Annotated in this window: 19 protein-coding genes and 1 other RNA gene; 11 read left to right on the forward strand and 9 right to left on the reverse strand. The window is 66.2% G+C overall.

All coding sequences use genetic code 11. From position 1 onward, the window contains the following. Positions 1–7 precede the first annotated feature (7 nt). The 8 genes from BM436_RS01165 to BM436_RS01200 form a co-directional block, all read right to left on the reverse strand. A complete protein-coding gene (locus BM436_RS01165) occupies positions 8–2,098 on the reverse strand; it encodes a TonB-dependent siderophore receptor (RefSeq protein WP_093552607.1) in 2,091 nt (696 codons plus the stop codon). 116 nt (positions 2,099–2,214) lie between these two features. Further along, positions 2,215–3,978, reverse strand: coding sequence for a gamma-glutamyltransferase (ggt, locus tag BM436_RS01170; protein ID WP_093552609.1), 1,764 nt, complete (start codon positions 3,976–3,978; stop codon positions 2,215–2,217). 28 nt (positions 3,979–4,006) lie between these two features. After that, positions 4,007–4,447: a hypothetical protein gene (locus BM436_RS01175; protein ID WP_093552611.1), complete on the reverse strand. Its 441-nt coding sequence runs from the start codon at positions 4,445–4,447 to the stop codon at positions 4,007–4,009. 142 nt (positions 4,448–4,589) lie between these two features. Then, the gene (gene rpoH, locus BM436_RS01180) at positions 4,590–5,489 is read right to left on the reverse strand and encodes an RNA polymerase sigma factor RpoH (RefSeq protein WP_093552613.1); all 900 of its coding nucleotides are present in this window, start codon (positions 5,487–5,489) and stop codon (positions 4,590–4,592) included. 378 nt (positions 5,490–5,867) lie between these two features. After that, positions 5,868–6,782: a permease-like cell division protein FtsX gene (gene ftsX / locus BM436_RS01185; protein WP_093552615.1), complete on the reverse strand. Its 915-nt coding sequence runs from the start codon at positions 6,780–6,782 to the stop codon at positions 5,868–5,870. Further along, positions 6,779–7,474, reverse strand: a complete 696-nt coding sequence (locus BM436_RS01190) for a cell division ATP-binding protein FtsE (protein WP_093552617.1) — start codon at positions 7,472–7,474, stop codon at positions 6,779–6,781. Before BM436_RS01190 ends, ftsX begins: the two co-directional genes overlap by 4 nt. An 11-nt stretch (positions 7,475–7,485) precedes the next feature. Continuing rightward, a complete protein-coding gene (gene ftsY / locus BM436_RS01195; protein WP_093552619.1) occupies positions 7,486–8,565 on the reverse strand; it encodes a signal recognition particle-docking protein FtsY in 1,080 nt (359 codons plus the stop codon). 104 nt (positions 8,566–8,669) lie between these two features. Next, positions 8,670–9,620, reverse strand: a complete 951-nt coding sequence (locus BM436_RS01200; RefSeq protein WP_093552621.1) for a MerR family transcriptional regulator — start codon at positions 9,618–9,620, stop codon at positions 8,670–8,672. A gap of 841 nt (positions 9,621–10,461) precedes the next feature. Here BM436_RS01200 and BM436_RS01205 point away from each other — a divergent pair. Further along, positions 10,462–11,538, forward strand: a complete 1,077-nt coding sequence (locus BM436_RS01205; protein WP_093552623.1) for a porin — start codon at positions 10,462–10,464, stop codon at positions 11,536–11,538. Between the two features lie 79 nt (positions 11,539–11,617). Then, the gene (locus BM436_RS01210; protein ID WP_177306874.1) at positions 11,618–12,250 is read left to right on the forward strand and encodes a hypothetical protein; all 633 of its coding nucleotides are present in this window, start codon (positions 11,618–11,620) and stop codon (positions 12,248–12,250) included. A 32-nt stretch (positions 12,251–12,282) separates the two neighbouring features. Here BM436_RS01210 and BM436_RS01215 read toward each other — a convergent pair whose 3' ends face one another. Beyond that, positions 12,283–13,989, reverse strand: coding sequence for a thiamine pyrophosphate-binding protein (locus BM436_RS01215; RefSeq protein WP_093552625.1), 1,707 nt, complete (start codon positions 13,987–13,989; stop codon positions 12,283–12,285). A gap of 129 nt (positions 13,990–14,118) precedes the next feature. On the opposite strand from BM436_RS01215, the gene rnpB reads away from it, so the two are divergent. The 9 genes from rnpB to mraY all read left to right on the forward strand — a co-directional run bounded on the left by rnpB (position 14,119) and on the right by mraY (position 24,228). Continuing rightward, positions 14,119–14,471, forward strand: an RNA gene (gene rnpB, locus BM436_RS01220) — RNase P RNA component class A. A 39-nt stretch (positions 14,472–14,510) separates the two neighbouring features. Beyond that, the gene (glpK, locus tag BM436_RS01225) at positions 14,511–16,016 is read left to right on the forward strand and encodes a glycerol kinase GlpK (RefSeq protein WP_093552627.1); all 1,506 of its coding nucleotides are present in this window, start codon (positions 14,511–14,513) and stop codon (positions 16,014–16,016) included. A 617-nt stretch (positions 16,017–16,633) separates the two neighbouring features. Beyond that, complete coding sequence (mraZ, locus tag BM436_RS01230; protein WP_093552629.1) at positions 16,634–17,062, forward strand: division/cell wall cluster transcriptional repressor MraZ; 429 nt, start codon at positions 16,634–16,636, stop codon at positions 17,060–17,062. 10 nt (positions 17,063–17,072) lie between these two features. Then, positions 17,073–18,053, forward strand: a complete 981-nt coding sequence (gene rsmH, locus BM436_RS01235) for a 16S rRNA (cytosine(1402)-N(4))-methyltransferase RsmH (RefSeq protein WP_093552631.1) — start codon at positions 17,073–17,075, stop codon at positions 18,051–18,053. Next, on the forward strand, positions 18,050–18,322 hold the full coding sequence (ftsL, locus tag BM436_RS01240) for a cell division protein FtsL (RefSeq protein WP_093552633.1): 273 nt from the start codon (positions 18,050–18,052) through the stop codon (positions 18,320–18,322). Before rsmH ends, ftsL begins: the two co-directional genes overlap by 4 nt. Continuing rightward, positions 18,322–20,103 (forward strand): peptidoglycan D,D-transpeptidase FtsI family protein, encoded by a 1,782-nt coding sequence (locus tag BM436_RS01245; RefSeq protein ID WP_093553000.1) that lies wholly within the window; start codon positions 18,322–18,324, stop codon positions 20,101–20,103. The genes ftsL and BM436_RS01245 overlap by 1 nt, the downstream gene beginning before the upstream one ends. Next, positions 20,103–21,635, forward strand: a complete 1,533-nt coding sequence (locus tag BM436_RS01250; protein WP_093552635.1) for a UDP-N-acetylmuramoyl-L-alanyl-D-glutamate--2,6-diaminopimelate ligase — start codon at positions 20,103–20,105, stop codon at positions 21,633–21,635. The genes BM436_RS01245 and BM436_RS01250 overlap by 1 nt, the downstream gene beginning before the upstream one ends. Next, positions 21,635–23,056, forward strand: a complete 1,422-nt coding sequence (locus tag BM436_RS01255) for a UDP-N-acetylmuramoyl-tripeptide--D-alanyl-D-alanine ligase (RefSeq protein ID WP_093552637.1) — start codon at positions 21,635–21,637, stop codon at positions 23,054–23,056. The genes BM436_RS01250 and BM436_RS01255 overlap by 1 nt, the downstream gene beginning before the upstream one ends. A gap of 2 nt (positions 23,057–23,058) precedes the next feature. Continuing rightward, a complete protein-coding gene (gene mraY, locus BM436_RS01260) occupies positions 23,059–24,228 on the forward strand; it encodes a phospho-N-acetylmuramoyl-pentapeptide-transferase (protein ID WP_093552639.1) in 1,170 nt (389 codons plus the stop codon). Positions 24,229–24,230 lie beyond the last annotated feature (2 nt).

The following is a 24,230-nucleotide window of genomic DNA, read 5'->3' on the forward strand; positions in this document are numbered from 1 at the left end:
GTCCGCGTCAATACTTCCAGCTCAGCGTGGCGCTGGCGTTGCGCGGGGCCGCGTAGTAACCCTGGCTCCAGTAAAGGCTGGTCAGGTACTTCTTGTCCGTGACGTTGTTCAGGTGGACGGCCAGGCTGACCTGCTTGCCCAGCTCGTACTGCGCCATCAGTCCCAGCGTGGCGTAGGCGTCCTGACGGATGACGGTGCCGCCGCCCTCGTCGCGGTGGATGTCGTCCTGCCAGTTGGCATTGGCGCCCACCTTCAGTTGGGGCAGCGCCTGGTAGGTCGCCGACAGGCGCAGCGTGCGGCGCGGCAGATAGGTCTTGACGGCCTGGCCGGCGGCGTCCTCGATCGACAGCACGGTGAAGCCGGCGCTGGCCTGCAGCCCCCGCGCCAGTTCGCCGGACAGGTCCAGTTCCACGCCTTGCGATTCCGCGTCCACGCCACGGTAGTAGGCCTTGGCGCCTGTCATGCCGGCCTGCTCGGCGGTGTTGCGCTGGCGCGTCTTGAACACGGAAGCGGCCGCGTTCAGGCGCTGCTCGAACCACGCGGCCTTCACGCCCACTTCGGCGTTCTTGCCGTGCATGGGCCGCAGCGTCTGGCCGGCGGCGTCGGTTTCGCTCTGCGGGTTGAAGATCTCCGTGTAGCTGCCGTACAGCGCAACGTCCCGGCCCAGGTCGTAGACCAGGCCCGCGTAGGGCGTGCTCTTGCTGGCGGACTTGAACTGGCTGGCGCCATAGGCGGTGCCGGCGCTGTCGGCCTTGGTGCGGTTGATGCCGGCGATCAGCTTGACGCCGTCGGAGAGATTGAAGCGCGCCGCCGCGAAGGCGCTCTTGCGCTTGTCCTCGTAGGCGCTGCCGTCGGTGTAGGCGTCCCACGCCGGTTCCGGGTAGGCGCCGGTCCAGTCCCGCAGCGACGGCAGCGGCGTGCCTATGCCCTGGCCGTAGTGCGAAATGTCCTGGATGGTGGATTTGGACCAGGCGCCGCCGAAGCTGACCTCGTGCTGGCGGCCGCCCAGCGAGAACGGGCCGCCGGCGCTGGCGTTGAACAGGGTCTGCTTGTTGTCCGAGTCGTACAGCGAGGGATAGGCGTACAGGCCCAGGCCGGTCGCGCGGTCGGGCGTGCCGTACACGTAGAACAATTTGCCGCGCTGCTCGGCCGTGTTGCGCGACAGCGTGGCGCGCGCCCGCCAGCCGTCGCCGAACTGGTGTTCCAGCTCGGCGAAGCTGCGCTTGTCGCCGGTCTTGTTGCGGGCCCAGGTGGTGGAGGTGCTGGTTCCCGTGTCGTAGTCGGTGGCGCCGCCGTCGGTGTAGTACAGCGGCAGCGCGCCCCACAGGCCGCCGCGGGTCTTGTTGGTCTGGCTGGCGTGGCCGACGGTCAGGGTGCCGCCGGGAGCGAAGCGCGCCTCGACGACGCCGTAGACCACGTCGCGCTCGGCCGAGTAGCGGTCCAGGTGCGAGTCGCCCTCTTGGCGCACCGCCACCACGCGGCCGGACACGGTGCCGGACTCGTTCAGCGCGCCGGAAATGTCGGCCTGCACGCGGCGCTTGTCCCACGAGCCGATGGTGGCGGCGGCCGAGGCCTGAAGCATGCCGGTGGGGCGCTTGCGGATGAAGTTGACGGTGGCGGACGGATTGCCGGTGCCCGACATCAGGCCGTTGGCGCCGCGCACGATGTCGATGCGCTCGTACAGGGCGGTGTCGATCTCGCCGCCCACGTTGCCGAACACGAAGGGCACGCCGACGCCGTCGTACTGGAAATTGGTCACGTCGAAGCCGCGCGCGGTGTAGTAGGTGCGGTCCGTTTCGATCTTCTCCACGGTGACGCCGGTGCCCTGTTGCAGCACGTCGCTGATGCTGTTGAGCTGGAAGTCGTCCATTTGCGCACGCGTGACCACGGACACCGCCTGCGGCGTGTCGCGCAGCGACAGGTCCAGCGGGGCCGACGAGGCGGTCTTGCGGACGGTGTAGCCATCCGCCGCCTCGCCCTTGACGACCACGGTGGGCATCACGCCCGCGTCCGGCGCGGCGGGCTCCTCGGCGGCGAGGGCGGCGCCGCACAGCAGGGCGGCGGCGAGGGCGAACGGATGGAGGCGGAGCTTCGGCATGGTTTTCTATAAATACAAATGATAATGATTCGCATTATATATGAAACCGGAGAGCGAGCTGAGCCCCATTTGGGGCCTGGCCCTAAATGGGGCTCAGCTCGCTTGGTTCGCGCGGGTTAGTGGGCTTTTTTCTGGACCAGGGCGCTGCCGACGCCGTGGCGCTTGCCTTCGCTGACGGCGGTGACGGTGCCGTCGGCGTTGAACACCAGAGCGTTGGCGGCGCCGATCTCTTCCTGGCCGGCGCTCCAGCGCTGGCCGTATTTCGCCAGCGCCTGGGCCGCCGCCGTGCCGGTGTAGCCGGGCTCGACGCTGGTGGCGGCGCCGTTGCGCTCGGACAGGCGCGGCGCGTCCACCGCCTGGTCCATGGACATGCCGAGGTCGACGTGGTTGACGATGGTTTGCAGCACCGTCGTGATGATGGTGGCGCCGCCCGGGCTGCCGATCGAGAACGCGGGCTTGCCGTTCTTGAACGCCAGGGTCGGCGACATGCTGCTGCGTGGCCGCTTGCCGGCCTCGGGCACGTTGGGGTGCGGGCCGCTGAAGTCGAAGTCGGTCATCTCGTTGTTCAGCAGGAAGCCGTAGCCCGGCACCGTGATGCCGCTGCCGCCCCAGGATTCGATGGTGAAGGTGTAGGCGACGATGTTGCCGTCCTTGTCCGAGACCGTCAAGTGGGTGGTATGCGCGCCCTCGGCCAGTAGCTTGCTGGCCGGCGGACGCAGCGGCACGCTCTGGTCCTGCTGGAAGGGATAGGGATCGCCCGCCGCCGCGTGGCCGGCGGCGGCGCGGTCCGGGGCTATCAGCTCGCGGCGGCGCGCGGCGTAGTCCTTGCTGGTCAGGCCCTGCACCGGCGCCTCGACGTATTCCGGATCGGCCAGATAGGCGTTGCGGTCGGCGAAGGCCAGCCGGCTGGCTTCCAGGTAGAGGTGTTCGACCTTGTCGCGCGGCATGGATTTCAGGTCGTAGCCTTCCAGGATGTTGAGCGCCTCGGCCACGGCCACGCCGCCGCTGCTGGGCAAGGGCATGCCGTACAGCTCGTAGCCGCGATAGGTCGAGCGCAGCGGCTGGCGCAGGCGCGCCTCGTAGTTGGCCAGGTCGGCCATCGTCATGCCGCCGGGACGCGCGCCGCCGCCCGGCTGGTTGACGGTGTCGACGATGGCGCGCGCGATTCTGCCCTCGTAGAAGACCTTGACGCCGCCTGCGGCCAGTTCGCGGTAGGCCTGCGCCAGTTCCGGATTGCGCAGCGTGCTGCCGGCCGGCAGCGGCTTGCCGCTTTTCAGGTAGAGCTTGGCGCTGGCGGGAAAGCGCGACAACTTGCGCTCATTCTCCGCGATCATGCGCGTAAAGTTGCCGTTCACCGTGAAACCCTCGGAGGCGATCCGGATCGCCGGCTGCAGCACCCGTTTCATGGTCATGGAGCCGTAGCGGTCCAGCGCCTCGTGCCAGCCGCGCACCGTGCCCGGCACGCCCACCGACATGCCGCTCTCGACCACCTCGTCGAACGGCAATTCCTTGCCGTCCCGCTGGAACTCGGTGGGCTTGAAGCTGGCCGGCGCGGTTTCGCGGTGGTCGATGGTGATCACGCGCTTGTCCTTGGCCAGGTAGATCATCATGAAACCGCCGCCGCCGATGCCGCAACTGAAGGGATCGGTCACGCCCAGCGCCGCGGCGGCGGCGACCGCCGCGTCCACGGCGTTGCCGCCCTGGTTCAGGATGGCGAGCGCCGCCTGCGACGCGGGATCGCTGATGGTGGCGACGGCGCCGCCGAAACCGGTCGCGACCGGGCTTTTGGCCCAGGCGGCCGGCGCGCAGGCCTGCGCGACGATGATGGTGGAAACGAGGAGGGTGGGGAGGATACGGTGTGGAGTGCTGGTTCTCTGCATGGTGCTCACTTGGGCTCACTTATGGTGGCTAGGAAATATCCACCCTGAAGCTTACCCGATAAGCCGGCGGCGGCGCATGCATCGCCGGGGGCTCGGCCGGTTCCACCGTGCCCAGGGTGAAGCGCAAGCCCTGCTGCGTCACGGTGTTGCTGCCTCCCGGCATGTCCTCGGCCAGCACGAAGTTGCTGCTGACTCCGTTGTTTGTGAGTACAAAACTGTAGCTGACATAGCCGGCCCACACGCAGACGGCGCCCTTCTTGCAGCGGCTGTCGTTCACGCGCTCCAGCTTGACGCTGACGTTGGGGCCCAGTTCCACGCTCTGGCCCGGCGTCAACACATAGGTGGCGCTGGTGCGCTGGGCGGGGGCCGTCGGCGGCGTGGCTTCCGCCGTGCTTTGGCTGATGCCGCAGGCGGCGACGATGGCCGCGCAGACGAGCGCGACGGTCAGGCTGATGATTCTATGCTGCATATGGTTCTCCTGGCTGGCCGGATGAAAACGGCTGTCGGGCAGAAATATTAGCTAAAACACATCAAACATGGCGCACGCTTGCGCAAAAACAAAAGGGGCCGGGGTCATTGTGCATGACCCCGGCCCCTTTGAACATACGTCATTAAACGTAGGCGGCGAGCGCGCCTTTCATTTTCTTCAGCGCGGCCGCTTCGATCTGGCGGATGCGCTCGGCCGACACGCCGAACTCGTCGGCCAGCGTGTGCAGCGTGGCGCCGGAGCCGTCGTCGTTGGCCAGCCAGCGCGCTTCGACGATGCGGCGGGAGCGCGGATCGAGCTTGCCCAGCGCGGTTTCCAGCCCTTCCGATTGCAGGCGGGTCACTTGTTCCGCCTCCAGCACGCGGGTCGGCTCGCTCTGCTCGGACGACAGATAGGCGATGGGGGCGAATTTGTCGTCCTCGTCGTCGGTCGGCGATTCCAGCGCGATGTCGCGGCCGCTCAAACGCGTTTCCATCTCGATCACTTCCTCGCGCTTCACGTCCAGCACCTTGGCCAGCTGGTCGATCTGGGCCGGCGTCATCGCGTCCAGGCCTTGCTTGTGGCTGCGCAGGTTGAAGAACAGCTTGCGCTGGGCCTTGGTGGTGGCCACCTTGACCAGGCGCCAGTTCTTCAGGATGTATTCATGGATCTCGGCCTTGATCCAGTGCATCGCGTACGACACCAGGCGCACGCCCTGGTCGGCGTCGAAACGCTTGACCGCTTTCATCAGGCCGATATTGCCTTCCTGGATCAGGTCGGCGTGCGGCAGGCCGTAGCCGAGGTAGCCGCGCGCGATCGACACCACCAGGCGCAGGTGCGACAGCACCAGTTCCTGGGCGGCGCCCAGATCGTTGTTGTTCTTCAGGTTGCGGCCCAGGCGGACCTCTTCTTCCTGGGTGAGCATAGGCAGGCGGTTCACCGCCGAAATGTAGGCGTCCAGGTTACCCAGGTTGCCAGTGAACCCGAGGCCGAGTGCGTTTTTGCTGGCAGGTACCAGCGCGGCAGGTGCGGTCATCGTCGTCATTTTCATTTCCTCGCTCTAGGTATTGCTTTTTTTGTACGTCCACCGCGGCGGAGTGCCGGGCATAGACAGTTACGGAGTGCATACTGCTCCACACTTCTTAAAGCATGCTTAACTTGCTTGTAAGCATGTAAAGTCGTGATGTCGGACATATATTAGCACTCTCGATCGATGAGTGCCAATCCCAGAATCTATGACCTTGATAGCAATAATGCTATTAGTTGAACGCACCCGATGCTTTGCATTAAACGCCGACACAAATGCACGAGCTTTGCGCTGAATCAAACACGGTCAGAATAGTGGCGGAAGGGCTTGAAAACTGTGCGGGAACGCACGCAGCGGCGGATTGCGCCGCGCCGCGTGGTGGGCACTTGCTTGGGATTAATTCAGGCGGGCCAAATGGCGTTGCACGGACAGCACGGCGCCCACCAGGCCCAGGCTGGCGGACAGGGCCAGCAGCAGGACCATGGGCGCCGGTTCCAGCGGCGCCAGCTGGAATTCGGACGCGTACAGCCGCGCGAACTCGGCGATGGCCGTGTTCAGCGGCCGCAGCGCCAGCGCCACCGCGCCCAGCGCCACGGCGCCCGCGCACAGGCCCAGCAGCGCGCCGGTGTAATAGAAGGGCCGGTGGATGAAGGTGTCGGTGGCGCCGATCAGCTTGGACACCAGGATTTCCTCGCGCTGCGTCAACACCTGCAGGCGGATGGTGTTGAACACCACGGCCACCACCACCGTGCCCAGGGTCGCGGCCAGCAGCAGCAGCGCCAGCTTGAGCACGCCGATCAGCGCGGCCAGGCGCTTGACCCAGGCCGAATCGATCTGCACCGTGTCCACGCCCGGCAGGGCGCGCATGCCGTCGGCCAGCAGGTCGACGTCGATGCCGGCGGCCGCGCTGCGGAAGGCGTCCAGCTTGACGATGTAGCTGTCCGGCAGCGGATTGTCGCCCAGCGTGGCCAGCACCTCGGCCAGGCCGCTCTTGTCCTTCAGGCTGTCCAGCGCCTTTTCGCGCGGCACGAAGATGATCTTGGCGTCCCGCGCCAGCTCGCGCAGCGGCGAGGCGAGGGCGGCGGCCTGCTCGCGCGGCGTGTCCTGCTTGAGGAAGATGCTGATTTCCGGATCGACCGACATCTGCTCGGACAGCGGACGCACATTGTCCAGCAAGGTCATGCCCATGAAGGGCAGGGCCAGCGCGATCGCCACCACCAGGATGTTGAACAGGAAACTGCCCGGCGCGCGGCGCAGATGCACCAGCGCGGCGGCCAGTGCGAAGCCGTGTTGGCGGAACCAGTTGCTCATGCCGCCGCTCCCGCGCCAGCTCCGGCGGCGCTGGCCGCGCCGGCGTCCTCCAGCTGGCCCTGCCGCAGGTGGATCACCCGCGCGGCGGCGTCCAGCACCTGCTCGTCGTGGGTGGAGATCAGGCAGGTGACGCCCACCGAATGGAAGGCCTTCAACGCGTCGAACACGCGTTCGGCGCTGGCGCGGTCCAGGTTGGCGGTGGGCTCGTCGGCCAGGATGATCTGCGGCCGGTTGACGATGGCGCGCGCGATCGACACGCGCTGCTGTTCGCCGCCGGACAGGGCCAGCGGCGAGGCGCCGGCGCGGTCGGCCAGGCCCACCTTGTCGAGCGCGGCGCGGGCGCGCTGCTCGGCCTGGGCGCGCGGGGCGCCGGTCACCATCAGCGGCATCATCACGTTGGCGAGGATGGAGCGGTCGGCCAGCAAGCGCTGCTCCTGGAAGATCAGGCCCAGGTTGCGCCGCAGGAAGGGCACGCCGGCCGCTTTCAGCTTGCCGATGTCCTGGCCGTTGACGATGACCTTGCCCGAGCTGGGGCGTTCCATCGCGGCGATCATTTTCAGCAGGGTGGACTTGCCGGCGCCCGAGGGGCCGGCCAGGAACACCAGTTCGCCTTTTTCCACCGTCAGCGTGACGTCGCGCAGGGCGGTGGCGTCGGCCGAGTACTGTTTCGAGACATGCTGGAATTCAATCATGCGCGCTTCCCTTAGCCCAGCAGGGCTTCGACGAATTCCGTGGCGTTGAACGGCTGCAAGTCCTCGATGCGCTCGCCGATGCCGATGAAGTACACGGGCACCGGACGCACGCGGGCGATGGCGGCGATCACGCCGCCCTTGGCCGTGCCGTCCAGCTTGGTGATGATCAGGCCGGACAGGCCCAGCGCGTCGTCGAAGGCCTTCACCTGGGCCAGCGCGTTCTGGCCGGTGTTGCCGTCGATTACCAGCAGCGTCTCGTGCGGGGCGCCCTCCATGCCCTTGCCGATCACGCGCTTGACCTTCTTCAGTTCCTCCATCAGGTGCAGCTGGGTCGGCAGGCGGCCGGCGGTGTCGATCATGACGACGTCGATGCCGCGCGCCTTGGCCGACTGCACCGCGTCGTACGACACGGCGGCCGGATCGCCGGATTCCTGCGAGATCACGGTGACATTGTTGCGTTGACCCCACACCATCAGTTGCTCGCGCGCGGCGGCGCGGAAAGTGTCGCCCGCGGCCAACAGTACCGACTGGTTGTGCGTCTGCATGTGCTTGGCCAGCTTGCCGATGGTGGTGGTCTTGCCGGCGCCGTTGACGCCGGAAATCATCATCACCAGCGGCTGGTGGCGGCCCAGCTCGAACGGCTTTTGCAGCGGGCTCAGCAGGTCGATCATCAGCGTTTTCAGCGCGGCCTTGACGGCGGCCGCGTCCAGCAGCTTGTCCTCCTTGACCTTGCGCCTGAGCGCGTCCAGCAGGTACTGGGTGGCGTCGATGCCGGCGTCGGACATCAGCAGGGCCGCCTCCAGCTCGTCGTACAGGTCCTCGTCGATCTTGGCGCCGACGAACAGCACCGACAGGTTGGCCGAGGTTTTGGACAGGCCGGCCTTCAGGCGCGTCATCCACGACGGCTTGTCCTGCTCGGTGGCGGGGGCGGCGAAGGGGGCGAAGGGGGCGGACACCGAAGCGGGCGCCTGGCTGGGCGCGGGCGCCGGCGCGGCGGGCGCTACGGTGGGGGCGGCGGTGGCCGCGGCCGCTTCTGGCGCGGCGGCGGGCGTTTCTGGCTGGGCAGGTTTTTTCTTGAAGAAACTGAACATGGGTGTGCGGTAGAGGGCTTCAAGCGGAAAGTCCGGCCAAGGCCGGACTGGAGATCAGCCGGTATTCTACCAGAGCGCGCGGCCGCGTCCCGGGGCGCGGCGGCTCAGACCTGGCCGCGCACCCGCTGGCGCCAGTCCGCGATGCCGCCGGCGATCTCGGGCAGGTGATAGACGCGGATGAACGCCGGGGGACGCTTGCGCAGGGCGGAGCAGCTGCCGCCGGCCCAGATCTCGACCGAATCGGGCAGCCGGGCGCGCAATTCCTTCAGGCCGTCCAGCGCCTGGCGGGGATTCATCGAGGCCGACAGCGACAGCGCCACGATGTCAGCGCCCAGGCTGGAGGCGGCGTCGGCGATGTCCGGCACCGGCGTCTGGATGCCCAGCGAGATCGCGTGCGCGCCCTCGGCGGCGAACAATGCCTCGGCCATCAGCAGGCCCAGGCCATGGCGTTCCTGCGGCAGCGTGGTCAGCAGGATGCGGGGACGCGGCGCGCCGTTGTGGCTGGCGTTCGCCTGCGGCACCGAGAAGATCGCGCTACGCATCACCATCTGCAGCGATTCCGCGAACAAATGCTCCTCGAACACCGCGAAGCGGCCGGAGGCCCAGGCGTCGCCCACCAGCACGGTGAGCGGCGTGACGAGGTCGATGACGAAGCTTTTCAAGCCCATCACCAGCAGCGCCTGCGACAGCTTGCGGCGCAAGGCGTCCATCTGGTGCGATTTGCACAAGTCGAGGTAGACCTGGAGTTCGGGATGCTGGGTGCGGGCGCGCGCCTTGCCGCTGTCGGCGACTTTTTCCGCCAGCGCCTGCAATTCCTCGGGGCTGTACTGGATGACCTTGCCCGGACGGAAACCGAGGTCGATCAGCCGCTTGACCAGGCGCAGTTTGACCACCTGTTCCGTCGGGTAGACGCGCTCGCCGAACGGATCGCGCAGCGGCTGAGGGAAGTCGTAACGGCGCTCCCAGACACGCAAGGTTTCCTTGGCGACGCCGGTATCGCGCTCAACGTCACTGATCGTACTGGGGACTGTCAAAGATGGGGCCTCAGTGTTCATATTGCTCGAATGCGGCCACCGGCTTCATGGTCGCGCTGTGTTACGGGGGGCGGAGCCCTTGTTGGGAGTGCATTCTACATTCGTTTCGAGCGGGAAAGTGGCGCGTCCAAATGCGGTTTTCCACCATGAGCGTCCCTATGAAACCCCTTGTCCACGACACACGGTGGCCATCGATACCAATCTGCAAGAATATGCGGAATGTCATCATTTTGTCATAGACAAGAAACTTCAAAAATAAGCGAAAAAATTTGGAAAATTGTTGTTCTACGTCAATAAAACGGCGGGTGGGATGCGCGTGGTCGCTGATGGGCTCAATTACACGATAGGACGCGCGCGGCGGCCGTCAAGGGGGCACGCACTATATTTGTCGAATGATGGGCCGAACGGCCCAAAACCCATGCCTGAACGGCCTAGCATTGCTATTGCGGAAAATACTTATAACAAATGAATACAAGCAAAAATGCTAGGTTTGAGGTATAAATAATGCGATTTAGCTCAATTTGCCGATTGGTCTACAGTTCCTCGACGACTCGCAAAACGGGCGAAAACAGTGGCCGCAAGGGGCACACCGGTGAAATGTTGACACTTGATTCAATGTCGAAGCGCCAGTATAGTGCCGCCTCCGGAGCCTTGGAGCTCCGTACGAAAAAGCCGGAATCGATGGCGACGGCCACCAAAAAAAGTGAGTGTGTGTTTCATATCCGAGACAGCACAGAGGCAACCGGGGAGTGCCCTCACGCATAAGTAGCTCCCGCATAACGGGTGCTGAGAAAAGTACAGAATTTAAGCCGTGGCAGTCTGGCTTTACCTATTTTTGCAACACAAACTGAAGGAAACTCTAATGAAAAAAACTCTGATCTCCATCGCAGTTCTGGGTGCAATGAGCAATGTCGCTCTCGCGCAAACCAACGTGACCATCTACGGTATCGTCGATGCCGGCCTGGTGAGCGAGCGCGGCGGCAAAGCCGGTAATGTAACCAAGGTAAGCAGCGGCGTGGGCAGCGCTTCCCGCATCGGCTTCCGCGGCACCGAAGATCTGGGTGGCGGCCTGTCCGCAGTGTTCGTGCTGGAATCGGGCTTCGCCGCCGATACCGGCGTGGGCGACGCCGCTGGCCTGTTCCAGCGTCAATCGTACGTTGGCCTGTCGTCGAAAACGGCCGGTTCCGTGACCCTGGGCCGTCAGTACACCCCTGCCTACCTGACCCTGGCGACCGTGGCCGACCCGTTCGCCGCTGGCCTGGCCGGTTCCGCTAAAAACCTGTTCGGCGCTTCGGGCGGCAACGTTCGCTTCAGCAACGCCGTGAACTACAAATCGCCTAACGTGAACGGCTTCTCGGGCGAGTTCCAATACGGCGTGGGCGAACAAGCCGAATCGAACGCCGGCCGTCAACTGGGCCTGGGCGTGGGCTACGAAAACAAAGGCCTGAACGTGCGCGTTGCCTACAACAACCGCAACAACGACACCGCGACCGGCCTGGCCCCAGTGGTGAACCGCGACAGCGCGCGCACCACCATCGTGGCCGCGAACTACAACTTCAACGTCGTCAAAGCCTTCGCCGCCTACAGCAAGGACAAGGGCCCAGGTTCGTCGCCTCTGCCTAACGCCACCGCCTACACCGCGACCGCCGTTGCCGCTTCGAACGACAGCGACACCGTCCTGGTCGGCGCAACCGCGCCTATCGGCGCCGCTGGCACCCTGATCGCTTCGTACATCCGCAAGGACGACAACGAAGTGGCGAACCGTGACGCCAACCAGTGGGCACTGGGCTACTCGCACGCCCTGTCCAAGCGTACCAGCTCCTACGTTGCATACGCCAAGATCAAAAACAAGCGCGGCGCCAGCTACACCGTTGGCAACAACTCCGAAGCCGGTTCGGGCGACAAAGCCTTCAACGTGGGCGTGAAACACATGTTCTAATGCGCTTTAGCGGCATTTGAACGCTGAACGGCGGCCTTCGGGCCGCCGTTTTTGTTTATGGCGATGCTAGAATGCGGGCATGAGAATCGCCCACCAGATCGCCTGCTTCGCCCTGATGGCCTCCTGCGCCGCCATCGCCGCGCCCAGGGTGGCCCAGAATCCGGCACAGAAACCGGCACAGAAACCGGCCGCCGCCAAGCCGCCCGCCGGCAAGGGCTTGCAGCGCTACGGCATGGCCGTGTATTCCGACCTGTGCGTGCACCCGGGCAGCGGCGAGTTCGGCGGCCAGCGCATCAGCGTGCAGCGTTTCGCCGAGGTCGACACGGTGATCTACGAATTCACGGCCGGCGGCCTGAGCTGGCCCATCGTGGCCAGCGACGTCAATATCGGCCCGAACGGCGCGCAGATGTACTTCACCGTGGAGCTGGACGGGGAGGAGCGCACCATCAGCGGCAAATTCAAGGACAATGGCGCCACCTTGGTGCTCGATGGCGGATTTTGCGGCCAGCCCGGCGCGCCCGCCACGCTGCGGAAGGTGACCGATTTCGGCCGCCAGCCGGCGGCCTGCAAACCGTGCCCGGAAGCGCCGCCGGCGCCCCTGGAAGAGGCGCCCGAACAGCCGGAGCGGCCGGAGCGGACCAGGCCCGGCCAGCCGACGGTGCCGCAGGAAAGCCCGGTCAAGCAGGCCGCGCCGGCCACGCAGAGCACCTGACCCGCCCGCCTGACACAGCTGACCATTGGCCGCTAGGATTTCGCGGCCAGCGCCGCCTCGGCCTGCTTGCGTATGGTCTCCAGCGTCGCTCCAGGCGTGATCAGGTTGCCGTCGTAGCGCAGCTCGATCACCGCCGGCAGTTTCTTGTCCCGCGTGTGCGCCAGCGCGCGCGCCAGCGCCGGCGCGAACGCCGCCGTCGTTTCCACCACCTCGCCGCTGGCGCCGTAGGCCCTGGCCAGCGCCGCGAAATCCGGATTGCGCAGGCTGGTGCCGGACACCCGTCCCGGATAATTTTTCTCCTGGTGCATCCGTATGGTGCCGAACATGCCGTTATTGAACACGATAATGATGACACCCGCGTCGTACTGCACGGCCGTGGCCAGTTCCTGGCCGTTCATCAGGTACTCGCCGTCGCCCGCGAAGGTGATCACGGTGCGGGCGGGATCGACGATCTTCGCCGCCACGCCGGACGGCACCGAGTAGCCCATCGCCCCGCTGGTGGGCGCCAGCTGGGTGCGCATGCCGCCGTAGCGGTGGAAGCGGTGCGCCCAGGTCGCGTAATTGCCCGCGCCGTTGGTGATGATGGTGTCGGCCGGCGCCAGCGCGCCGATGTCCCGCACCACTTGCCACAGGTTCAGCGGCGCCTTGCCGTCCTGGAAGATGGGCGGCTGTTCCTGGTAGGCCAGCAGCTCGGCCTTCGCCTCCGCCACCGCGCCGTGCCAGGCGGCGCTGTCCACCGGCGCCATTGCGGCCAGCATGGAGGCCGCCTGCGGCATGCCGCTGGCGATCATCAATTCGGCCTGGTACACGCTGCCCAGCTCCTCCGTTCCCGCGTGGATGTGCACCAGGCGCTGCGTCGGCACCGGCGACGACAGCAGCGCGTAGCCGCCGGTGGTCATCTCGCCCAGGCGCGGGCCGATGGCGATCAGCACGTCGGCGTCGCGCACGCGCGCGGCCAGTTTCGGATTGATGCCGATGCCCACGTCGCCAGCGTAGTGGGGGTGCGCGTTGTCCAGCAGGTCCTGGAAGCGGAAGGCGCAGGCCACCGGCAGCGCGTTGGCCTCGGCGAAGCGCTGGATGTCGGCGCAGGCCCCGGCGTTCCAGCCGCCGCCGCCCAGCAGCAGCAGCGGGCGCCGGGCGCCCGCCAGCATCTCCCGCAGCCGTGCGATCTGCGCGGCGGAAGGGGACGCTTGCACCGGCTGGTAGCGGCCCGTGTCGGCCACGGCGGCGGTGGCGGTCAGCATGTCCTCCGGCAGGGCCAGCACCACGGGGCCGGGACGGCCGCTGGTGGCCACCTGGAAGGCGCGCGCCATGTATTCCGGGATGCGGTCGGCGCGGTCGATCTGCGCCACCCATTTGGCCATCTGGCCGAACATGCGGCGGTAGTCGATCTCCTGGAAGGCCTCGCGGTCCATGAAGTCGCCGCCGACCTGGCCGATGAACAGGATCATCGGGGTCGAGTCCTGGAACGCCGTGTGCACGCCGATGGACGCGTTGGTGGCGCCGGGGCCGCGGGTGACGAAGCAGACGCCGGGCCGGCCGGTCATCTTGCCGTAGGCGTCGGCCATGAAGGCGGCGCCGCCCTCCTGGCGGTTGATGATGAAGCGGATGCCCGATTCGTGCAGCGCGTCGAGCACGTCCAGGTAGCTTTCGCCGGGTACGCCGAACGCGGTGTCCACGCCATGGATCTTCAGGGCGTCGACGAGTATCTGGCCACCGGTACGTGAGGGATGTGTCATGTCCTTGCCTTCTTGTGGTTGTCTCCGATCCGCATTCTATGCCCGTGGCGCGGCGCGCGGCTTTTGAAATCGCGACACCAATTTACACGCACGGGCCATGGGGCGGGCCGATAAGGTACAATATGCCCTGAAGCAAGCCAGACAGCCGCTGGCCGATGCAGCAATGCAAAGGCGGGAGGAAGGTCCGGACTCCATAGAGCGGGGTGACGGTTAACGGCCGTCCGCTGAAAGCCTTCCGGCGCGAGCCGGGGGTATAAGGCGAGGAATAGGGCCACAGAGACGAGCGTATTAAGTTACGGTGAAACGCGGTAACCTCCACCTGGTGCAATTTCAAATAGGCACGCGATGATGCTGCTCGCGGAGCGTGCGGGTAGAAAGCTTGAGCGGCGGAGTAATCCGTCGCCTAGAGGAATGGCTGTCATAGCGCGGACCCGCAAGGGCGAGCGCCGTAACAAAATCCGGCCTATCGGCTTGCTTCAACTACATACACAGGTTGTGTTCCTTCACCAGGACTACCGCCGATGAAAAAATACATCCTGGCCCTCGATCAGGGCACGACCAGTTCCCGGGCGATCCTGTTCGATCACCAGGGGCGCATCGCCGGATGCGCGGCGCAGGAGTATCCGCAGCACTATCCCCGTCCGGGCTGGGTCGAGCACGACCCGAACGACATCTGGAACAGCCAGATCACCGTCGCCCGCAAGGTCCTGCAGGACAACCATGTCGACGCCCGCCAGGTCCAGGCCATCGGCATCGCCAACCAGCGCGAGACCACGCTGGTCTGGGACCGCAAGAGCGGCGAGCCGATCGCCCCCGCCATCGTCTGGCAAGACCGCCGCACCGCCGACCTGTGCGAGCGCCTGCGCGCCGACGGCAAGGCCGGCATGATCGCCGAGCGCACCGGCCTCGAACTGGACGCCTATTTTTCCGCCACCAAGCTCAAATGGCTGCTCGACCATGTGCCCGGCGCGCGCGAACGGGCGCGGCACGGGGCGCTGGCCTTCGGCACCATCGACAGCTGGCTGGCCTGGAAACTGTGCGGCGCGCACGTCACCGACGTCAGCAACGCCTCCCGCACGATGCTGTTCAATATCCACCTGATGCGGTGGGATGCCGACCTGTTGCAGCTGTTTGACATCCCCGAGCAGCTGCTGCCGCAGGTGGTCTCGTCCAGCGAGGAGATCGGCGTCACGCGCGCCAACTGGTTCGGCGCCGCCATTCCCGTGGCCGGCATCGCCGGCGACCAGCAGGCCGCCACCTTCGGCCAGGCCTGCCACAGCCCCGGCATGGTCAAGAACACCTACGGCACCGGCTGCTTCATGCTGATGCATGTGGGCAAGCAGCCCGCCGTGTCGCGGCACCGCTTGCTGTCCACCGTGGGCTGGCGGGTGGACGGCCGCACCGAGTACCTGCTGGAGGGCGGCGTGTTCATGGGCGGCGCCACCGTGCAATGGCTGCGCGACGGCCTGGGCATCATCAAGCGGTCCAGCGACGTGGAAGCGCTGGCGTCCAGCGTGCCGGACAGCGGCGGCGTGCTGCTGGTGCCGGCCTTCGCCGGGCTGGGCGCGCCGCACTGGGACCCGTACGCGCGCGGCGCGCTGCTGGGGCTGACGCGCGGCAGTGGCGCCGGCCACATCGCCCGCGCGGCGGTGGAATCGATCGCCTACCAGAGCGCCGAACTGCTGGAGGCGATGCAGAGGGACGTGGCCGCCTCGCACCGCGCCATCCCGCTGGCCGAGGTGCGCGCCGACGGCGGCGCCGCCCGCAACGACCTGCTGATGCAATTCCAGGCCGACCTGCTGGGCGTGCCCGTGCTGCGGCCCAGGGTCACCGAGACCACGGCGCTGGGCGCGGCCCACCTGGCGGGGCTGGCGGTCGGCTATTGGGAGAGCCGGGAGGAGATCGCCGCGCAGTGGCAATGCGAGCGCCGCTTCGACCCCGCCATGGGCGCCGACCAGCGGCAATCGCTGCTGGCGCGCTGGGGCCGCGCGGTCGAGCGCGCCAAGGCCTGGGACGCGCCCGTTTGAACGTCGCTATCGCGCGTTGGGCGTATAATCGGGCATGGATGGCCCGCCCTCGTGGGTCATAATTTGTCTATACAAGTTGTCGCGGTTGCCGTGTTAATGTATCACTTTAAGTTGTCGCAGGTCGTACCTCCGCTGTCTTGCCTGGCCGCGCGCAAAGCGTGCCAGCGTGCCGGATTCCGCCCGATCCTCCCGTTTCAGCCCGTTTTCCCACCTTCACGGACCGCCAACTCCATTGTTGTCATTTAATCACGCCTTTGTTGTCATCGGGCAACTATATACATTTGTTTCATTTTTTTCTTGACATCATTTCTTACTCGATGACATGCGAAATGACAGTCACACTGATGAGGTTGCACTTTCAGTATCTTTCATAAGTACCTAATTTCACGGCACATTTTGATTAGAGGCTGGATAAGGTATCGGCGCTAAGTCCTTAATTTCATTAATAAATTCACCCTTTTTCCAATTGGAAAGCGCTTGACCACCATCTTGCCATCCTCTAAAGTGGGCAACTGTGTGAAAAAGTGTGGTTTTGTGGGATTTCTGGACGAGACTTTTGCATCACGGCGCCGCTGAACCGGCAAAAACATTTCTATTAGGTCAACAAAGGTAAACCCGTGTTTCAAGGCGCTTCCGCGATCACTCTCGATGCGAAAGGCAGGATGTCTATTCCCGCCAAGCATCGCGACGCACTGGCTATCCAGTGCGAAGGCCGCCTCACGCTCACCAAACACCCGGACGGTTGCCTGTTGATGTACCCCCGCCATGTCTGGGAAGCCAAGCGCGACCAGATCGCCGCCTGGCCGATGTCGGCCCGCGGCTGGCAACGCATTCTGCTGGGCAACGCCAGCGACGTGGAAATGGACAGCGCCGGCCGCATCCTGGTCGCGCCCGAGCTGCGCGACGCCGTCGGCCTGGGCCGCGAGGTGATCCTGTCCGGCATGTTCACGCATTTCGAAATCTGGGATCCGGCCAAGCGCGCCGAGAACGAGCTGCAAACCATCGACGCCGGCATGCCCGACGCACTCAACGATTTTTCTTTCTAAGGCCCGCCAGATGACGATTTCCGCGGTGCCCGAATTCCAGCATCGTACTGTGCTGTTGGATGAAGCGGTCGATGCCCTCGACCTGACCGGCCCCCGCGCCGACGGGATTTACATAGACGGCACCTTCGGCCGCGGCGGCCACAGCCGCCTGATCCTGTCGCGCCTGGGCGCCGCCGCGCGCCTGATCGCTTTCGACAAGGATCCGCAGGCCATCGCCACCGCCGAACAGATCGCCGACCCGCGCTTCCAGATCGTGCACGACAGCTTCGCCACCATGGCCGACGCGCTGGCCGAGCGCGGCATCGGCAAGGTGGACGGCATTTTGCTGGACCTGGGCATTTCCTCGCCCCAGGTGGATGACGCCGCGCGCGGCTTCAGTTTCCGTAACGATGGGCCGCTGGACATGCGGATGGACACCACGCGCGGCCAGTCGGCGGCGGAGTGGGTGGCCACCGAAACCGTGGAAAACTTGGAAAAGGTGATCAAGGAATATGGGGAAGAACGGTTTGCTTTTCAGATTGCAAAGGCGATTGTTGCTCGCCGGGCAGTCGAGCCAATTTCAAGCACACGACAGCTTGCCGCAATCGTGGCAGGCGCGGTCAAGACTCGGGAAAAGGGCAAGGATCCGGCCACCCGCACCTTTCAGGCTATCCGGATTCACATCAATAAGGAACTTGAGGACCTCGAGGCAGGACTGACGCACGCCTACGACTGCGTGGCGCCGGGCGGCATCCTGGCCATCATCAGCTTCCACTCGCTGGAGGACCGCATGGTCAAGCGCTTCTTCGCCTCCAAGGCCAACGTGCCGCAGCCGGACCGCCGCCTGCCGATCCGCGCGGTCGACCTGCCGCGGCCGGAGCTGAAGCTGCTGGCCAAGATCAAGCCGTCCGACGCCGAGGTCGACGCCAACCCGCGCGCCCGCTCGGCGGTGATGCGAGTGGCGCGCCGCCTGCCGTATGTGGCCACGGCCGCCGCCGGGGGCGCGCGATGAGCTTCAAGATCAACGCCATCCTGGCCGCGATCCTGGTCGGCTGCGCGCTGTCGCTGGTGAACGCGCAGTACCAGGCGCGCCACCTGTTCCGCGACCTGGAGCGCGCCCAGGCCCAGGCGCGCCAGCTCGACATCGACTGGGCGCAGCTGCAGCTGGACCAGTCCACGCTGGGCAAGCACGCCCGCATCGAGGAAATCGCCCGCCGCGACCTGAACATGACGCAGCTGACGGCCAACCGCACCCAATACCTGACGGAAGGTGGCCAATGATGCGCTCCGGCGGCGGCGCCAGCGGCGCGCGCGTGGCACGTTCCAAGGGCGTGCCGTTCTCGAAAAGCCCGATGCTGGCGGTCAGCCTGCCGGTCTGGCGTTCGCGCGTGGTGCTGTTCGTGCTGTTCGCCGCCTTCGCCGCGCTGGCCATCCGCGCGCTGTGGCTGCAGGGCCTGTCCACCCAGTTCCTGCAGGCGCAGGGCGAGATCCGCTACGCCCGCACGCTGGAGCTGCCGGCAACGCGCGGCAAGATCATGGACCGCAACGGCCAGGTGCTGGCCTCCTCGGTGCCGGTGAAGGCCATCTGGGCGATCCCGGACGACGTGCTGCAGGCCCCGCCGGAGAAGATCGCGGCGCTGGCCGGCCTGCTCGAGATGAGCGAGGCGGACCTGCGAAAGAAGCTCGATTCGGACCGTAACTTCGTCTACCTGAAACGGCAGGTGGAGATGGACATCGCCGACAAGATCGCCGCGCTGAAGATCGACGGAATCGACGCGCGCAAGGAATACAAGCGCTTCTACCCGCAGGGCGAGGTGATGACGCACGTGGTGGGCTTCACCAACGTGGAGGACATCGGCCAGGAAAGCATGGAGCTGGCGCAGCAAAAGACGCTGCAGGGCACCACCGGCAGCCGCCGCGTGATCAAGGATCGCCTGGGCCACATCGTCGAGGACATCGGCTCCATCCACGAGCCGCACGACGGCAAGGACCTGACGCTGTCGGTCGACAGCAAGATCCAGTACATCGCCTTCACGCACCTGAAGGGCGCGGTGGAGAAGTTCAAGGCCAAGGCCGGCGGCGCCGTGGTGCTGGACGTGCACACCGGCGAGGTGCTGGCGCTGGCCAACTACCCGAGCTACGACCCGAACGACCGCCGCGCGCTGACCGGCGCGCAGCTGCGCAACCGCGTGATGACGGACACCTTCGAGCCCGGCTCCACGCTCAAGCCCTTCACCGTGGCGCTGGCGATGGACACCAACCGCGTCAACCCCAACACCTATATAGACACGGGCAACGGCCGCTACACCATCCTGGACCGCACCATCAGCGACACCAAGGGCCACGGCACCATCAACGTCAGCCAGATCATCGAGATGTCGTCCAACATCGGCACCTCCAAGATCGCGCTCAGCATGCCGTCCCAGGAAATGTGGGAGATGTTCACCAAGGTCGGCTTCGGCCAGCAGCCGAAGTGGGGCTTCCCCGGCGCGGTGGCCGGCCGCGTGCGCCCCTACAAATCGTGGCGCCCGATCGAGCAGGCCACCATGAGCTACGGCAACGGCATTTCCGTGTCGCTGATCCAGCTGGCGCGCGCCTACATGATGTTCGCGCGCGACGGCGACACCATCCCGCTGTCGTTCCAGAAGGTCAAGGAACTGCCGGCGGGCCAGCAGGTGATCAAGCCGCAGACCGCGCGCCAGATGCGCGAGATGCTGGAGCTGGTGGTGTCCGGCAAGGACGGCACCGCCAAGCAGGCGCAGATTCCGGGCTACCGCGCCGGCGGCAAGACCGGCACCGCCTACAAGGTGGAGAACGGCCGCTACGCCATTCCGCGCAAATACATCGGCTCCTTCGTCGGCATGGTGCCGATGTCGAACCCGCGCTTCATCATCGCCGTCATGATCGACGAACCGACCCAGGGCGGCCATTACGGCGGCCAGGTCGCCGCGCCGACTTTCGCTGCCGTCGCAGCCAACGCGCTACGTTCCATGAACGTGCCGCCGGATTCGTCCGTCACCGAAATCGTCGTTCCCGCCGATAGCGGACCGGAGGCCATGTAATGAGCGCCATGACACCTACAGAAATCAGCAACTGGATCAAGCAGGCCGCTCCCGACGGGCAGTTGGCCTCGGACTCGCGCCGCGTGAAGGCGGGCGATGTCTTCTTCGCCTATCCGGGCGACGGCAAGGACGGCCGCGACTACATCGCCGCCGCCATCGCGCAGGGCGCGGCCGCCGTGGTGCTGGAGGCCGAAGGTTCGGCATGGGACCCCGCCTGGACCGTGCCGCGCCTGGAGGTGGCCGGCCTGAAGCCGGCCTCCGGTCCGATCGCGCACGCCTATTACAACCAGCCCGACGCCGCCATGTATACGGTCGGCGTGACCGGCACCAACGGCAAGACCTCCTGCGCCGTGTGGCTGGGCCAGGCCATGAGCCGCCTGGGCAGCCAGACCGCCGTCATCGGCACGCTGGGCGTGGGCATGTTCCGCGCGCGCGGCGAGGTGGAATACGACCCCACCGGCTACACCACGCCGGACGCCGTGCTGCTGGCGCGCAAGCTGGCCGAGACGCGCGACGCGGGCGCGCAGGCGCTGGCGATCGAGGTGACCTCGATCGCGCTGGACCTGGGCCGCACCGAGGGCATGCACTTCGACACCGCGCTGTTCACCAACCTCACGCGCGACCACCTGGACCACCATGGCGACATGGCGGCCTACGAGGCCGCCAAGACCAAACTGTTCGACTGGCCCGGCTTGAAGACCGCCGTCGTCAACCTGGACGACGCCATGGGGATGCGCCTGGCGCAGCGCATGCTCGCGCGCGGCACGCCAGTCATGGGCTACACGCTGGCCGACGCCGCCGCCCGGCCGGACATCGCCGGTGTCGCCATGCTGCGCGCCAGCCAGTTCCGTACCCGCAGCGCCGGCACCGAATTCCACCTGGACAGCCCGCGGGGCCAGGCCCACGTGAAGACCCGCCTGGTGGGCCAGTTCAACATCAGCAACGCGCTGGCCGTGCTGGGCGCGCTGCTGGCCAAGGGCGTGGCGCTGCGCGCCGCCGTGGACGCCATCGAGGCGCTGACGCCGGCCCCCGGCCGCATGCAGCAGGTGGGCGGCCAGGACGCGCCCATGGTCGTCATCGACTACGCCCACACGCCGGACGCGCTGGAAAAGACGCTGGAGACCCTGCGCCAGGTGGCGCGGGAGCGCGGCGGCCAGCTGTGGTGCGTGTTCGGCTGCGGCGGCGACCGCGATCCGGGCAAGCGTCCGCAAATGGGCCGCATCGCGCAGGCGGCGGACCATGTGCTGGTCACCAGCGACAACCCGCGCAGCGAGGATCCGCACGCCATCATCGCGCAGATCGTCGCCGGCATGGAACAGAACCACCCCACCTCGGTATTCCAGACCGTGGAAGACCGCGCGGCCGCCATCCTGTCCGCCATCAAGCACGCCGCCAAGCCGGACGTGATCCTGCTGGCGGGGAAGGGCCACGAGCCCTACCAGGAAATCAAGGGCCGCAAGATGCCGTTTTCAGACGCGGACCATGCGCAACTGGCGCTGTCCGCGCGTTTGACCATGATGAGGACCAATTGATGCACGCAACACTGGCACAGCTGCTGGCGGCAATTCCGGGCGCGACTTTCGTGCCCGGCGCCGGCGCGCACGCCACGAATTTCGCTCAACCTGACGCCGTCGCGATAAGCGGCGTTTCCACCGACAGCCGCACCGTGGCCGCCGGTGCGCTGTTCGTCGCCCTGCGCGGCGAAACCTTCGACGCCCACGACTTCCTGGAGCAGGTGGCCGGGAAGGGCGTCGCCGCCGTCGTGGCGGAACAACTGCCCGAGGGCTGGACCTTGCCCGCACTGCTGGTTCCCGACACGCTGCACGCACTGGGCCGCATCGCCAACCACTGGCGCAAGCGCTTCGCGCTGCCCGTCATCGGCGTCACCGGCAGCAACGGCAAGACCACGGTGAAGGAAATGATCTCCTCCATCCTGGCCGCCGCCCACACCGAGGACGGCCGCCTGGCCACGCGCGGCAACCTGAACAACGAGATCGGCGTGCCGCTCACGCTGTTCCGCCTGGACGCGTCGCACAAGTCCGCCGTGGTGGAGCTGGGCATGAACCATCCCGGCGAGATCGGCCGCCTGGCCGCCATCGCCGAGCCCACCATCGCCATGGTCAACAACGCGCAGCGCGAGCACCAGGAATTCATGCACACCGTGGAAGCGGTGGCGCGCGAGAACGGCGCCGTGCTGTCCGCGCTGGCCGCCGACGGCGTGGCCGTGTTCCCGCATGGCGACGAGTTCACGCCGGTCTGGCGCGAGCTCGCCGGCGAACGCCGCGCGCTGACCTTCGGCCTGACCAAGGAAGCCAACGTCTCCTGCACCTACCGCGCGGGCGACTTCGGCAACCAGATGTTCATCACCGTGCGGGAAGGCGGGGGCGAGCCCCTGCAGTTCTTCGTCGCCCTGCGGGCGGCGGGCGACCACAATGTGCTGAACGCGCTGGCCGCCGTCGCCTGCACGCACGCCGCGGGCATCGCCGCCGAGCATATCAAGCTGGGCCTGGACACCTTCGCGCCGGTCAGCGGCCGCCTGCAAAAGAAGGCCGCCGCCAACGGCGCCGTCGTCGTCGACGACAGCTACAACGCCAACCCGGACTCGGTGCGCGCCGCCATCGACGTGCTGGCCAAGGCCGCCGCGCCGCGCGTGCTGGTGCTGGGCGACATGGGCGAGGTCGGCACCCAGGGCCGCGAGTTCCACGAGGAGATCGCCGCCTATGCCGCAGGCAAGAACATCGAACACGTGCTGGTGACGGGCGACCTGGCGGGCCACATGGCCGCCATCGGCCGCACCCGCCACTTCAAGGAATTCGACGCGCTGCTGTCCGCACTGGATGCGGTGGCGACGCCGGATGCAACCGTATTGATCAAGGGCTCCCGCTTCATGAAGATGGAACGGGTCGTGCAGCATTTGATTGGATCGCAACAAGCTAACAAGGAATCACACTAATCATGCTGCTTTGGCTCGCACAACATTACCAGGACGTCTTCGGGCCCCTTCGCGTTTTCAATTTCATCACCGCACGCGCCGTATTCGCCACCATCACCGCGCTGGTCATCGGCCTGTGGGCCGGCCCCGCCGTGATCCGCAAGCTGACCGCCATGAAGTACGGCCAGGCCGTGCGCACCGACGGTCCGCAAACCCACCTGAAAAAACACGGCACCCCCACCATGGGCGGCGTGCTGATGCTGATCGCGATCGGCGTGTCCACCTTGCTGTTCTGCGACTGGTCCAACCGCCTGATCTGGCCCGTCATGGTCGTCACGCTGGGCTTCGGCGCCGTGGGCTGGGTGGACGACTACCGCAAGGTGGTGCGCCAGGACCCTGAAGGCATGCGCTCGGCCGAAAAATACTTCTGGCAGTCGCTGGTCGGCATCGGCGCCGCGCTGTACCTGGCGTTCTCGGTGTCCGCGCCCACGCCGGCCAAGGTGTTCGAGCTGTTCTTCGCCTGGGTGCAGTCCGGCTTCTCCATGGACCTGCCGCCCAAGGCCGACTTGATCGTCCCCTTCTTCAAGACCATCAGCTACCCGCTGGGCGTGTGGGGCTTCATCGCGCTGACCTATTGCGTCATCGTCGGCAGCAGCAACGCCGTCAACTTCACGGATGGCCTGGACGGCCTGGCCGTCATGCCGACCGTGATGGTCGGCTCCGCGCTCGGCCTGTTCGCCTACCTGACCGGCAGCTCGGTGTACTCGAAATACCTGTTCATCCCCTACATCCCCGGCGCCGGCGAGTTGATCATCTTCTGCGGCGCGATGGCGGGGGCGGGCCTGGCCTTCCTCTGGTATAACACGCACCCCGCGCAAGTGTTCATGGGCGACGTCGGCGCGCTGGCGCTGGGCGGCGCGCTCGGCACCATCGCCGTCATCGTGCGCCAGGAGATCGTGCTGTTCATCATGGGCGGCATCTTCGTCGCCGAGACGGTGTCGGTGATCATCCAGGTGGGCTGGTTCAAATACACCAAGAAGCGTTACGGCACCGGCCGCCGCGTGTTCCTGATGGCGCCGCTGCACCACCACTTCGAACAAAAAGGCTGGAAAGAAACCCAGGTCGTCGTCCGCTTCTGGATCGTGACGATGATGCTGGTCCTGATCGGCCTCTCCACGTTGAAACTGCGTTGACA

The organism is Pseudoduganella namucuonensis (assembly GCF_900116645.1).
GTDB lineage: Bacteria > Pseudomonadota > Gammaproteobacteria > Burkholderiales > Burkholderiaceae_D > Rugamonas > Rugamonas namucuonensis.

Excerpts from the sequence above, each read along its gene's own strand:
- BM436_RS01255 (WP_093552637.1), top strand. The coding sequence starts at position 21,635 with ATGCACGCAACACTGGCACAGCTGCTGGCGGCAATTCCGGGCGCGACT.
- ftsL (WP_093552633.1), top strand. The coding sequence starts at position 18,050 with ATGAGCTTCAAGATCAACGCCATCCTGGCCGCGATCCTGGTCGGCTGC.
- BM436_RS01210 (WP_177306874.1), top strand. The coding sequence starts at position 11,618 with ATGAGAATCGCCCACCAGATCGCCTGCTTCGCCCTGATGGCCTCCTGC.
- BM436_RS01205 (WP_093552623.1), top strand. The coding sequence starts at position 10,462 with ATGAAAAAAACTCTGATCTCCATCGCAGTTCTGGGTGCAATGAGCAAT.
- rsmH (WP_093552631.1), top strand. The coding sequence starts at position 17,073 with ATGACGATTTCCGCGGTGCCCGAATTCCAGCATCGTACTGTGCTGTTG.
- rpoH (WP_093552613.1), bottom strand. The coding sequence starts at position 5,489 with ATGACGACGATGACCGCACCTGCCGCGCTGGTACCTGCCAGCAAAAAC.
- ftsX (WP_093552615.1), bottom strand. The coding sequence starts at position 6,782 with ATGAGCAACTGGTTCCGCCAACACGGCTTCGCACTGGCCGCCGCGCTG.
- ftsY (WP_093552619.1), bottom strand. The coding sequence starts at position 8,565 with ATGTTCAGTTTCTTCAAGAAAAAACCTGCCCAGCCAGAAACGCCCGCC.
- BM436_RS01215 (WP_093552625.1), bottom strand. The coding sequence starts at position 13,989 with ATGACACATCCCTCACGTACCGGTGGCCAGATACTCGTCGACGCCCTG.
- BM436_RS01250 (WP_093552635.1), top strand. The coding sequence starts at position 20,103 with ATGAGCGCCATGACACCTACAGAAATCAGCAACTGGATCAAGCAGGCC.
- glpK (WP_093552627.1), top strand. The coding sequence starts at position 14,511 with ATGAAAAAATACATCCTGGCCCTCGATCAGGGCACGACCAGTTCCCGG.
- BM436_RS01190 (WP_093552617.1), bottom strand. The coding sequence starts at position 7,474 with ATGATTGAATTCCAGCATGTCTCGAAACAGTACTCGGCCGACGCCACC.
- BM436_RS01200 (WP_093552621.1), bottom strand. The coding sequence starts at position 9,620 with ATGAACACTGAGGCCCCATCTTTGACAGTCCCCAGTACGATCAGTGAC.
- BM436_RS01175 (WP_093552611.1), bottom strand. The coding sequence starts at position 4,447 with ATGCAGCATAGAATCATCAGCCTGACCGTCGCGCTCGTCTGCGCGGCC.
- BM436_RS01165 (WP_093552607.1), bottom strand. The coding sequence starts at position 2,098 with ATGCCGAAGCTCCGCCTCCATCCGTTCGCCCTCGCCGCCGCCCTGCTG.
- mraY (WP_093552639.1), top strand. The coding sequence starts at position 23,059 with ATGCTGCTTTGGCTCGCACAACATTACCAGGACGTCTTCGGGCCCCTT.
- ggt (WP_093552609.1), bottom strand. The coding sequence starts at position 3,978 with ATGCAGAGAACCAGCACTCCACACCGTATCCTCCCCACCCTCCTCGTT.
- BM436_RS01245 (WP_093553000.1), top strand. The coding sequence starts at position 18,322 with ATGCGCTCCGGCGGCGGCGCCAGCGGCGCGCGCGTGGCACGTTCCAAG.